Source organism: Streptomyces adelaidensis (genome assembly GCF_016598475.1).
Classification (GTDB): Bacteria; Actinomycetota; Actinomycetes; order Streptomycetales; family Streptomycetaceae; genus Streptomyces; species Streptomyces adelaidensis.
This window is the reverse complement of the sequence record NZ_JAEMUX010000087.1, coordinates 19,646-32,601: the sequence shown is the minus strand read 5'-3', so window position 1 is coordinate 32,601 and position 12,956 is coordinate 19,646. Positions and strand designations below refer to the sequence as shown.

Sequence of the window (12,956 nt, the reverse complement as noted above, 5' to 3'; positions counted from 1 at the left end):
ACAGGCCGGCGAACTCACCGCGGGCATGACCCTGCGCACGGCATCCGGCACCACGGCCACGGTCGAGGACGTCCGCTACTTCGAGCGCCGACAGCGCACGCACGACCTGACGGTCACCGAGATCCATACGTACTATGTGCTGGCAGGCGAGACGCCGGTACTCGTTCACAATTGCAATACACCTCGGGGCTTTCCCGACCGGGAGCTTCCGAGGGACCCCCGGACTGGTGAGCCGGCTCCTGACCCGGCGGCCGCCGGGTATCCGCACACGCAACTTGGGGTGAAGGGAAGCAGGCGCAATCCCCCGTACGCTCAGGCCCGAGAGTTCGGTGCAGACGGAAAACCCGTCCGGGATGTCGACTTTACTGATCACGGGAGGCCGCAGAACCATGACAATCCGCATCAGCATCCCTGGAATGAAAACGCGACCGGCGGCACCCGAAGCCGCGGTGGCGCGGAACCGTTGGATTGGGGTGACCAATGAGCGAACTTGTGGAATTCCGGATGCATGACACTGAAGGCGGAAGAGTCGGTCTCGACAGCCTGCTTTCCCTGGTCCCGGACAACAACTGGGTATGGTCTGTGCTCGACTTCGACGGGATTGTGCAGGGGGTGGCCGGCCTGGAATATGCGGAATTCCGGCAGAAGATAGCTTCCTCGTCGCAGGGGTATGTCATGTCGTGGGCTCAGGTTCGGGAATTCGCGACCGGTGTCCGCCAGTGCTTCGATCTGCTGCTCGTAGCAGCAGGAGAGCATCGCCTGCTTGATCCGGAACGATTCGCTGCGGGCGATTTCGCAGGATGCCCGTTGGTTCTAACTGCGAGCGACAGCACCTGGTGGAGGGTGGAGATCGACGCCGACACCGAAGGGGCATCTGTTCTCGCGGCAAGACTCCGAGCGCGCTATAGAGTCGAGACGGGATAGAAGGCGGCGAGCATAAGTAGTCGCTGAGGCAAACTTGAAGCCCCGCCAGGTGTGTCCTGGCGGGGCTTCTGCGTGGGGTGACGGCAGTAGTTGACGCAGCGGCAACGTCAGCGGACGAGGGTGGCGCGTGGTGGCGGTTCGTCGCCGGGGCCGTTGGCCGTCTCGGTGGTCTCCGGGCTGCCGAGCGCGGTGCTTGAGCCAACCTCGGCAATTGAAGATCTTTAGCATGTTGTCGGATTGAGGATTTGAATCTCATCCTGAAGAGGAGCGGCGGCGCGAGTGAGGCGCCCGTCGCCTGCGTGGGGAATAGGTCCTGGCGGGCTGCAATGGGCAGCTCTGATCGAGGTGGGGACAAAATGGGCAGGAACGCTGGCTTCGCGGTTGCCGGTGCGGTCATGGTGGGGCTGTTGGGGGGTTGGCTGCGGAGGTAGTGGGAACGGGGCGTCCGCTCCGTCGTCCGAGCCGACACGAGCGAAGGCGTCGCACTCCTCGACCTCGGAGACCGCGAAGGAGACCCGGGCTCGGGTGGTGGGGGATCTTCAGTTCGCCTTCGGAGACGTGGGTGAGGGCTTTGTTGTCGCGAAGGACCCTCTTGGGCGCGACTGCGTGGTGAATGGCACGGCACTCAGCCGAAAGATCCCGGGCAAAGAGGAACTGCTGCGAGGTGTCCGTCTTTTGGAAGAACGGGGTTGGCACCTTGATGGCGATCTGATGGAGATGAGTCCTGCGTTCGCCGCCTTCCTCAATCTGGGGGAGTGGTCCGTCACGGCCGGTGTGGCGCCCGTGCCGGACGAGGTCAAAGAGCAGGCGGCTTCGAACGCAGGGATGTTGACCGTCTCGGCGACAGGGTCATGCAAGTCCTCGTCGTAGTGGCGCCACCAGCGCATGATGACACCGGCGCCCCGCTTGAAGCATGATGTTTTCCTTGCGGCTATCGGTACCCTCGCACGACGACGATGCTGTCTCGGCGACGCCGACAGGAGGGGCTGTGGGAGGCCGACAACCCGGTGATCCGGTTCCTTGCCCCCGCGGCGCCTGTCTCGGTGGCCAGCCGGTGGCCGGACGCCTTTGGACGACGTAATACGAGGGAGTACAGGTCAAGCAGCCGCACATGCTCTGATCAGGCAGAACGTCACTGGGCAGCACGACCAGGCACTACGCAACACGAACGCTCACGGTCTCGTAATGCGTAGGTCTCGGGTTCGAATCCCGAAGGCGGCTCTATGGTGAACCCCAGGTCAGGCCTTTGACCTGGGGTTTCTTGTTTCGGATGGCCTTGAAATTGACCCATATTGCCCCTCTGGGGTCTGTGCATCGTAATGCGTGGGTCGGGGGTTTGGTTTCCGTGACCGTGTAGGCAGCCTAGGTCTCTGAGCTGGGCTTTTGCTCATCCGGGAGGGGCGGGTCAGGTATACGCGATGAGGTTCGGTGGACAACCGGTGGACAGGTGTGTTTGACGCTCCATCAGCGGGTGCGGTTGAACCTGGACCGACGGGTGAAACACCGATCGCTCTCGATGCGGCGAACGGAAGTGGCGGGACTGTCCGGTCCGGACAACTGCAGCTACCCGTCTGCGATCCCGTCGTATGAGGGATAGTGTCCTCGGGCTCGTAGTGGTCGTTCCTGTTCGAGTTGGGCGAGGAGCCGGAGGCGCCCGCACATGCTGTGCTGGTCCTGCGCCGGTCCGTGGCGGGCCACCGCGTCGACGACCGTTGGCAGGAGCTGGCGCACGTCCTTCGCGCCGAAGCGGATGATGAAGGTCAGCCGTCCGGGAACGTCCTCCGGATTTGAGTGTCCGGCTCAGGGCGACGGCGTCCTCCGGGGGCAACGTTGGCCCCAGCCTGACACCGATGGGTTGTGCACAGCGTGCGCGAGGCCCGGCGTGGCCTCCATCCTGCCGGTGCGTCGGCTCTCCGGTCACGATCCGGCCGAAACGGGCGGATCGGTCCTACGCGGCGCGTGCTTCCTCCCGCGCCAAGGGCTGCTCACGGGCACGGGCGGTGCGTGCGGTGGCGGGCTGTGGGGCGGTTCAGTCTCGAAATGCCCTTGATCCGGTAAAGGGAGTCCCATACGTTTCTTTGGCCACTGCTGTACGGCATGGCCACATCAATTTCATAGCGGGCTCTGGGGAGAGCCTGGAGGGGGACAAGGGTATGACCAACCCTTGGTTTCGGGGGCTTCGTGCTGTCCGGACGCTCGGTGTGCTGCTTGGCGGCGCCGTCGTCCTGGGCTCGTTGCCCGCCGTCACCGGTCCGGCCACCGCGGCCGGCAGTTCGCCGCCTGCCTCGGGTGAGGCAGGCGCGTTCGCACTGGCCGCTGAGACGGGCGAACCGGTGGAGATCATTCAACAGCGTACCGAGGACGAGCTCGTCTTCGCCAACCCGGACGGCTCGCTGACCAGCGAGACCAGTGTCCAGCCGCAGCGGGTGGAGCGTCCCGACGGCAGCTGGGAGAAGGCGGACGCGACCCTGGAGCGCCGCCCGGACGGCACGGTCGGTCCCAAGGCCGCCGTCGTGGACCTGGCTTTCGCGGCGGCGGGCTCGTCCGACTTCGTCACACTTGGCGAGGAGGGCAAGTCCTTCACGCTGAGCTGGCCCACACCGCTGCCAGAGCCGGTTCTCGACGGGGACACCGCCGAGTACCGCGAGGTGCTCCCCGGCGTGGATCTGCTGGCCACTGCCTCGGTGACCGGCTACTCGTACGTCCTGGAGGTCAAGACGCCCGAGGCGGCCCGCAGCTCTGAACTGGCCGAACTACGGCTGCCCGTACGGGCGGAGGGCCTCGACCTGTCCACCGGACCGACGGGTGGTCTCCAGGCCGTGGACGCCTCCGGCGAGCGGGTCTTCGGCGGTCAGGCGCCCAAGATGTGGGACTCCGCAGACTCCGGTGACGAGGTCCCGGCGGATGCTGTGCCCGCTTCCGGGGCCCAGAGCCTGCCGCAGGAGGCGCCGGACGCTGCGGCCAAGGTTGCCGACATGGTCCTCGACGTGTCCGCGTCCGCGGTCACCGTGGAGCCCGACCGGGCCCTGCTCACCGCCGCCGACACCGACTTCCCGGTCTACATCGACCCTGAGGCCGGGATGTCGAAGAGCGAGTGGCTGTATGTGTCCAGTGCCAATCCGAGCACGGAGTTCCACAAGTTCAAGAAGGACGAGGGCGTGGGCCGCTGCTCGGCCGACACCATCGGTGGCATCTACTACGTGTGCAGCGGCTCGCCGTACACGAACCGGATGTATTTCCAGTTCTCCACGGACGGCTGGAAGAACCGCACCGTCTCCAAGGCGGTCTTCGAGGTCTACGAGACCTTCTCCTTCTCCTGCACCAAGAGCACCGTCAACCTGCACATGGTCGCCGAGGGTGGTGTCGACTCCGCCACCAACTGGAACAACAGGCCCAAGGACGGCGACCTGCTGGTCGACAAGTCCGTCGCGTACGGCCGGGGCGACAGCTGCAGCCCGGACGCCCCGCCCAGCTGGGTCCTCTTCGCGGACAACGCCGACGAGTCCAACGAGAACCTCACCTCCTCCGTCCGCAGGAAGGCCGCCGGTGAGGATCCGATCGCCTTCTCGCTGCGGGCCGCCGACGAGGGCGACCCCAACTCCTGGAAGAGGTTCCGGGGTGACAACGCCAAGCTCGTCGTCACGTACAACACCCGCCCGAACAAGCCCACCGGGGAGAAGCTGAGCAACCCGGAGGAGAAGACCTGCACCACCGACAACACCAAGCGGCCGTGGATCCGGGACGCGACCCCTCGCATGTCCGTCACGGGTACCGACGCCGACTCGCACACCGATGGCACCGGCCAGAACCTCACCGCGACCTTCCGGGTGTGGGATCAGGTCGACGGCCGGCCCGAGGTCTACGAGGGCAAGGACGGACCGCAGAACGAGGGCAGGTTCGAGCGGGAGATCCCTGTCAGGGAGCTGAAGCACGGCCACGGCTACAAGTGGCACGCCCAGACCTACGACGGTTCCACCGGCAAGCTCAAGGACTCCGGGTACTCCGAGTGGTCCGACTGGTGCGAGTTCGTGGTCGATGTGGAGAAGCCTGACACCAAGCCGCGCGTCGAACCGGTGGCGGACGAGGCCGACCTTCCGGCGGGCGCCAAGCGGCACTTCACCCTCTCCGCGAACGGCAACTCCGACTCGGTCTTCAAGAACGACGTCGAGTTCTATGAGTGGGACCTCGGCAACGACACCCCCACCCGCAAGGCCGACCCGGCCTCCCTCGGCGGCAAGGCGACCATCGAGGTCGCGCCGAGCACCTTCGGTCCGAACGTGCTCTACGTCCGCAGCGTGGACCGGGCGGGCAACCGGGGTCCGCTGGAGAAGTACTTTTTCACCGTGGACCGCGCCTGTGCCGACGTGCTCGCCGACACCTGCGCCGCCGCCGTCTATGGCCTCGACCAGACCTCCGGCACCACCGCCCCCGACACATCCGGCCACGACCGGACGCTGACCGTGAAGGGCGCCGACTGGGTTGCGGGCAACAACTCCGCAGGCGACCCGGCCGACAGGGCGCTGCGCTTCAACGGCACCACCGACCACGCCACCGCCGTGTCCGCCGTCCACACCGGGCAGGCGTTCACCGTCTCGGCGTGGGTGCGGCCCACGAAGCTGGACCAGAACATCTCGGTGATCAGCCAGGCGGGAAGCCAGGGCAACGGCTTCAACCTCTACTACTCCACCGCCTACAAGCGCTGGATCTTCGGCCGGCACATCAGCGACACGGCCGACTCCGACCTGGTACGCGCCATGGCGACCAGCGAGCGCCCCGCGATCGTGAACACGTGGGTCCATCTGGCCGGTACCTATGACCCGGTGGCCCGGAAGTTCACGCTCTTCGTCGACGGCGAGGAGCAGGGCAGCGCCACCGTCACCGACGTCTGGAACGCCACGAAGGGTCTCAACATCGGCCGCGCCCAGTACGGCGCCGACTGGTCCGACCCCTTCGCCGGTGACATCGACGACGTACGCCTGGTCCCCGGCCTGCTGTCGGGGACGGAGATCTTCCGGCTCGCGAACAACCGATGACCGCTGACGACCACTGACGACTCCCGACCAGAGCCGTCCACCCGGGTGCCCGAATTCCTCGGGCACCCGGGGCACATTTCCACACCCATACGGGAGGGGGAGCGCGCGTGCGCGCATCTCGCAGACACAGAACACACCCCTGGGCCAAAGCCCTCGGTGTCACCCTCACTTCAGCCCTGACCGTCACCCTGCTCCAGGGCACCCCGGCCCTCGGCGACGACCCCGACGAGGCGAGGGAGAAGCGGCGCCCCAAGACCCAGGACGTCGCCTCCACCCCGGTAGTCGACCAGGACGGCCAGGCCACCCCGCTCAAGCACACCAAGGGGTACGGCGAACCGCTGAACCTCAAGGCCAGCTGGCCGAAGGCGGGCAGCGCGACCGTCGATCTCGGCAGCTCCGACGCCAAGAAGCGCGGCGCGCTGTCGAGTACCAAGGCCGGCTCGCTCCCGGTCCGCGTCGGCCCGCCCAAGGGCATGACCCGTTCCACGATGGCGGCCGCCACGCCCACCCGCGCCAAGGTGGACGTCCTCAGTCACGCCGCCGCGCGGAAGGCCGGCATCGACGGCCTTCTGCTCAAGGTGACCCGGGCCGACAGCCGGACCACGAACGGCAGGGTGTCCGTCGAGGTCGACTACGCGGCCTTCGCCCAGGCCTACGGCGGCGACTGGGCGCAGCGGCTGCGTCTGGTCGAACTGCCCGCCTGTGCGCTGACCACGCCCGAGGCGGCCAAGTGCCAGAGCGTCACCCCGTTGAAGACCGACAACGACGTCCGTGACCAGCGGCTCACCGCCGATGTGGCGGCGCTGTCCTCCGCGAAGGCTCCGCTGCTGGCGGTCGCCGCCGGACCGGCGGGCGGTTCGGGCTCGTACGCCGCGACCTCGCTGGCTCCGTCCGCGTCCTGGCAGGTCGCCGGGCAGACCGGCGGCTTCACCTGGCAGTACCCGCTGCGGGTGCCTCCGGCCGTCGCCGGGCCCTCCCCGCAGTTGGGCCTCGGCTACAACTCCGCGTCCACGGACGGCCGTACGGCCTCCAGCAACAACCAGACGTCCTGGATCGGCGAGGGTTTCGACCTGAGCGCCGGTTACATCGAGCGCTCGTACCGCGCCTGCACGGAGGACGGTCACGACGAGGCCGGGTCGCAGAAGTACGACCTGTGCTGGCACTCCGACAACGCCACCATGAACTTCGGCGGCCGGGCCGGTGAGCTGGTCAAGAAGGCCAAGGACGAGTGGCGGCTGAAGCAGGATGACGGCACCGTCATCGAGCGTAAGTACGACGGCTTCAATGCCGACAACAACGACGAGTACTGGGTCGTCACGACCACCGACGGCACCCGATACCACTTTGGCAAGGGCAAGCGCGAGTCCGCCGACACCGAGTTCACCGGCTCGTCGTGGGAGGTCCCGGTCTTCGGTGACGACAAGGACGAGCCCTGTCACGCGGACAGCTTCAAGGAGTCCCGCTGCCAGCAGTCGTGGCGCTGGAACCTCGACTACGTCGTCGACGTGCACGGCAACACGATGACGTACTACTACGGCACCGAGTCCAACAAGTACGACAGTGTGCGCGGCGACAAGGTGGTCTCCTACGACCGCGGCGGCTACCTGAAGCGGATCGAGTACGGGGAGCAGGTGGGCAAGGAGAACACGACCGAGGCGCCCTCGCAGGTCGTCTTCACCACCGCCGAGCGCTGCACGGGTGCCGCCGCCGACTGTGAGCCGGGCGATCTGAAGGAGTCCACCGCCAAGCGCTGGCCGGACGTGCCGTTCGAGCAGATCTGCACCTCCGACACCGAGTGCAAGGACCAGTGGTCCCCGACCTTCTTCTCCCGCAAGCGACTGGAGAAGGTCACCACGCAGGTCCTGGGGTCCGACGGCAAGACGTACGGGGACGTCGACGAGTGGGACCTGGCGCACAAGTACCAGAGTGCCGACACCACGCACGCCCCGGCCTTGTGGCTGGAGTCGGTCACCCACTCCGGCAAGGACGGCGCCCACAAGCTCCCCAAGGTCACCTTCTACGAACGCCAGGACGCCAACCGCGTCCACTCCGACTCAGACGACCGCCTGCCCATGTACAAGTGGCGCATCCGGGCCATCCAGTCGGAGACCGGCGGCACGATCTCGGTCAACTACAAGCCGACCGAGTGCACCCCGTCGAACCTCCCCACCCCCGAGACCAACACCAAGCGCTGCATGCCGTCCTTCTGGTCGAAGGAGCGAACGATCGGGGAGAAGGAGGACTGGTTCCACAAGTTCGTCGTCGACACGGTGATCGAGGACGAGGTCACCGTCACCGGCCCGAACAAGGTCACCTCCTACGACTACTCCGGTGCCGCCTGGGCCTTCGACGACAGCGAGCTCGTCAAGACCAAGAAGAAGACCTGGAACCAGTGGCGCGGCTACCGCACCGTCACCATGAAGACGGGAGAGGCGGGCAGCAAGCAACTGCGCACCGAGACCACCTACCTCCAGGGTATAGACGGCGACCGGGAGAAGGAGTCCGGCGGCACCAAGTCCGTCACGGTCACCGCCTCCGACGGCACGAAGATCCGTGACGACGCCCGCCACCAGGGATTCCTGCTGGAACAGCGCAGCTTCAACGGCAGCGCGGAGATTACCGGTTCGGTCAGCACCCCGTGGACGTCCGAGCCCACGGCGACCGAGGGCAAGGACGAAGCCTCCTTCGCGGCCGTCAAGTCGACGAAGACCCGCACCGCCCTCGACGACGGCAAGGTCCGCCGCGCTGCCATCGAGCACTTCTACGACTCGTACGGCATGCTCATCCGCTCCTCCGACTCCGGCGACCTGGCGGTCAAGGACGACGACACCTGCACCACGAACGAATACAACCGCAACACCGACGCCAACCTGCTCACCCTGCTGAAGCGGGTTACGGTCGTGCCGGTCAACTGCGACGACGGCGCGCCCACGTCCTTCAAGGGTGAGGCGGTCTCCGACGTCCGCACCTGGTACGACGACCGCGACACCTACGGCACCACGCCCACCAAGGGCGACGTCGTGCGCAGCGAGAAGGTCAAGGGCTACACAGCCGACGGCACCCCGCAGTACGTGACCACCTCCACGGCCAAGTACGACACGCACGGCCGTGTCGTGGAGTCCGCCGACCAGGCGAACAACGCGACGAAGACGGCATACACCCCGGGCACGGGCGGCCCGGTCACGGGCATGAAGGTCGAGGATCCGCTCGGCAACACCACGACCTCCACGGTCGACCGCCGCTGGGGCCTGGTCACCGCCACGGTCGACCCCAACAAACAGCGCACCGACCTGGAGTACGACGCCCTCGGCCGCCTGCTGAAGGTCTGGCTCCCGGGCCGCGCCAAGGCCTCGGACACCCCGAGCCTCGAATACGCCTACCTGATCCGCAACAACGCACCGGTCGTCACCACGACGAAGTCGCTGCTGCCGAACGGCTCGGTGGCCACCAGCCACCAGCTCAGCGACGGTCTGCTGCGGCCCCGTCAGACGCAGACCCCGGCGGCGAACTCGGGCCGTGTCATCACGACCACCGAGTACGACAGCCGCGGCCTGGCGGTGAAGGAGATCGGCCCCTTCTACAACAAGGCAGCCGTCGGCACGACGTTCGTGAACGTCGTCGACGCCTCCGAGGGGACACCTCGGGAGTCGGAGACGGTCTACGACGCGGCGGGCCGGGCGACCGACTCGATCTTCCGCGTGGCCGGCACCGAGAAGTGGCGCACCAAGACGGCGTACCACGGTGACCACACGACGCTCGACCCACCGGCGGGCTCCACGCCTACGGCGACGTACGTCAACGCACAGGGGCAGACGACCAAGGTCCTGGAGTTCAAGGCCTCGTCGCCCACGGGCGCGGCGGACACGACGTCGTACGACTACGACGCGGCGGGCCGCCTCACCGAGGTCAAGGACACATCGGGCAACGTCTGGTCGTCCGAGTACGACGTACGCGGCCGTCAGACCAAGTCCGTCGACCCCGACGCCGGTACGTCCTGGATGACGTACAACGACCTCGACCAGGTGAAGACGGTCCGCAACGAGCGCGAGATCACCCTCACCTTCAACTACGACAAGCTGGGCCGACAGCGCTCGCTGTACAACGGCGACAAGAAGCTGACGACCTGGGAGTACGACAGCGCGGCCGTGCCGAACGGCAAGGGGCGCCTGACCTCGGCCACGAAGTGGGTGGGAGACGACGGCTACGCCTCGTCGGTCGACGCCTACGACGTGGCGGGCCGCCCGACGAAGACCTCAGTGACGATCCCGGCCTCTGAAGGAAAACTCGCTGGCACCTATAGCACGACGGCTTCGTACAAGCCGGACGGCTCGATCGACGACGTCGGCCTGCCGGCGGTCGGCGGGCTCCCGGCGGAGACGATCACCAAGGGCTACACGGCGACCGGTCTGCCGTCCTTCACCCTGGGCGACTCGACGGACTACGCCCGGGAGACCCGCTACTCCAACTACGGCGAGATGCTCCAGCTGACCCTGGGCACCGCCAGCGCGGACAAGTACACCTGGCTCACCAACACTTATGAGGAGGGCACCCGGCGCCTGGAGCGCGCCCGCATCGACCGGGAGATCGTCAAGACCCCGGACTCCGACATCACCTATGGCTACGACGCCGCCGGGAACATCCTGGGTATCGCGGACGCGCCCGAGGGCAAGACGGCGGACGTCCAGTGCTTCACGTACGACTACCTGCGCCGCCTGACCGAGGCGTGGACGCAGACGGCCACCGCCTGCGCACCCAGCGCCGGTGAGGCAACCATGGGCGGTCCGGCGCCGTACCGGCACTCCTACGCTTACGACGCGGCGGGTAACCGCACGGGCGAGGTCCGCCACGCCACCGGCACGACCGGCGACGCGGCGATCACTCAGTCGACGACGTATGTGCCGAAGGCCCAGAACATCAAGGGCGGCACGCATGTCCACGCGCTGAAGTCGGCGGAGGTGCGTACCACCACCGCGGGTAAGGAGGTGACGGCAGCTCAGACCTTCCAGTACGACGAAGCGGGTAACACCGTCCGTCGCACCAAGGCGGCGACGGACCTCTCCCCGGCGGTCGACCAGAAGCTGGACTGGGACGAGCAGGGCCGCCTTAGCGCGGTGACCCCGTACCTGTCCGGCGACAACCTGGACGAGGCGAACAAGACCTCGTACGTGTACGACGTCTCGGGCGGCCGCCTGCTCCGCAAGGAGAAAGGCGCGGTCACCCTTTACCTGGGAAGCCAGGAGATCCGCCTCGACACTGCGAAGAACACGCTGGCCGGGACCCGCTACTACTCCCACGCGGGCCAGAAGATCGCCGTACGGACGTCTGCCGGGGTGACGTGGCTGGTCGGCGGCCAGAACGGCACGGCCGAGATCGCGATCAAGGCGGCGGACTCGGCAATCACACAGCGCCGTACGCTCCCCTTCGGTGAGGTGCGGGGTGCCAAGTCGGCGGCGGGGGCGTGGCCGGGCGACAAGTCCTTCGTGGGCGGCACCGCGGACGCGACGACGGGCCTGATCCAACTCGGCGCCCGCGCGTACGATCCGGCGACGGGACGGTTCGTCTCCGTGGACCCCGTTCTGAACGTCGGGGACCCGCAGCACCTGAACGCCTACGCGTACGGCCGTAACAACCCGCTGGCCTTCCCGGACCCGACGGGCCTGTACTGGGGAGAGTCCTGGATCAGCCCGATCGGTCACGGCGCCCTGGACGTCGTGGGCCTGGTCCCCGGCTTCGGTGAGCCCGCCGACCTGCTGAACGGCCTTTGGTACACGGCCGAGGGCAACTACATCGACGCGGGACTGGCCTATGCCTCCGCGATTCCGATCGCGGGCTACGCGGCGTCGGCAGCGAAGGGCGCGCGCTACGTCAACAAGGCGGTGGACGCCGCAGACACGGCGACGGACGCCACCAAGGCGACCGAGAAGACCAAGGACGCGGTCGACGCCGCCGACAAGGTCACGCCGCCGGTCACCCCGAAGCCGAAGGAGAAGCCCGCTCCGGCCCCGCCGGCCAAGGCCAAGGAGGCGCCCCAGGCCAAGAAGGGCGACTCCGGCGGCAAGAAGGGCGACGGGGCGGAGAAGAAGTCCGACACCGGTGGTGGGGGCAAGGACTCCGACGCACCCGCCGCAGGCGGCTCCTGCAAGACGAGCAACAGCTTCATCCCCGGCACACTCGTCCTGATGGCCGACGGTTCCACCAAGCCGATCGAGGATGTCGAGACCGGTGACAAGGTCCTCGCCACGGACCCCGAGACCGGTGAGACGACGGCGGAGACGGTCACCGCCGAGATCAAGGGCGAGGGCCTCAAGCACCTTGTGGAGCTCACCGTCGACACGGACGGCGACGAGGGCACGGCCACGGACACGATCACCGCGACCGACGGCCACCCCTTCTGGGTCCCCGAACTCGGCGAGTGGATCGACGCAACCGACCTGAAGAGCGGGCAGTGGCTGCGCACGAGTGCGGGCACGCTGGTCCAGATCACAGCGGTGGAACGCCGGACCAGCGGGTCGGCCACCGTACACAACCTGACGGTCGACGACGCCCACACGTACTATGCGCTGGCGGGGGCGACGCCAGTACTCGTCCACAACTGCGACCCGACGGTCGACGATGTGTTTGCGCGATCTGCAGAGCTTGGCGACTCCAGTGGCGAATACCTCTACCGAGGAGTCACCAACAATCACTACAAGCTCGCGGAAGCAAGAGCAGGCATCGCGGAACCCCGCGGCGGCCACAGCGATCCTGTTGCGCACTCAGGTGATGACACGGAGAGCGTTTTCACGTCATGGTCACCTGATCTGGAGACAGCGCGAGAATTTTCAGAGGAGTTCGGTAGTACGGGGGCTCTGGTTCTCAGAATTCCGCGCAGTGCAATCGACCCGAGCCGCATGAGGGTTGCCGGAGATCGGGGACTCGAAGAGTTGGAAGTCCTCATTGAGGGGCGCGTCACAGGCTGCCAGGTGAGCTGTGCATGGGGGCCATTTAGATGACGGAATC

Annotated in this window: 6 protein-coding genes; 5 read left to right on the top strand and 1 reads right to left on the bottom strand. The window is 67.0% G+C overall.

Annotated features, from left to right (window positions below):
• From I8N67_RS33860 to I8N67_RS33850, 3 genes are all read left to right on the top strand, one after another.
• On the top strand, positions 1–484 hold a 484-nt coding region (locus I8N67_RS33860; RefSeq protein ID WP_200308098.1), incomplete at its 5' end, for a hypothetical protein.
• Positions 481–924 carry a hypothetical protein gene (locus I8N67_RS33855; protein WP_200308097.1) on the top strand — a complete coding sequence of 148 codons (444 nt, stop codon included), beginning with the start codon at positions 481–483 and terminating at the stop codon, positions 922–924. The genes I8N67_RS33860 and I8N67_RS33855, both read left to right, overlap by 4 nt.
• A 525-nt stretch (positions 925–1,449) precedes the next feature.
• Positions 1,450–1,794, top strand: coding sequence for a hypothetical protein (locus tag I8N67_RS33850; RefSeq protein WP_200308096.1), 345 nt, complete (start codon positions 1,450–1,452; stop codon positions 1,792–1,794).
• 693 nt (positions 1,795–2,487) lie between these two features.
• Here the strand turns inward: I8N67_RS33850 and I8N67_RS43300 are convergent.
• On the bottom strand, positions 2,488–2,676 hold the full coding sequence (locus I8N67_RS43300) for a hypothetical protein (protein ID WP_307835452.1): 189 nt from the start codon (positions 2,674–2,676) through the stop codon (positions 2,488–2,490).
• A 401-nt stretch (positions 2,677–3,077) separates the two neighbouring features.
• Here I8N67_RS43300 and I8N67_RS33840 point away from each other — a divergent pair, with 401 nt between their 5' ends.
• Both I8N67_RS33840 and I8N67_RS44370 read left to right on the top strand, forming a co-directional pair.
• On the top strand, positions 3,078–5,957 hold the full coding sequence (locus I8N67_RS33840) for a LamG-like jellyroll fold domain-containing protein (protein ID WP_200308095.1): 2,880 nt from the start codon (positions 3,078–3,080) through the stop codon (positions 5,955–5,957).
• Between the two features lie 107 nt (positions 5,958–6,064).
• Complete coding sequence (locus I8N67_RS44370; RefSeq protein WP_200308094.1) at positions 6,065–12,949, top strand: polymorphic toxin-type HINT domain-containing protein; 6,885 nt, start codon at positions 6,065–6,067, stop codon at positions 12,947–12,949.
• Positions 12,950–12,956 lie beyond the last annotated feature (7 nt).

What these genes read in the sequence shown, in the direction of transcription:
- I8N67_RS33855 (WP_200308097.1), top strand. Translation starts at nt 481, where the DNA reads ATGAGCGAACTTGTGGAATTCCGGATGCATGACACTGAAGGCGGAAGA.
- I8N67_RS33840 (WP_200308095.1), top strand. Translation starts at nt 3,078, where the DNA reads ATGACCAACCCTTGGTTTCGGGGGCTTCGTGCTGTCCGGACGCTCGGT.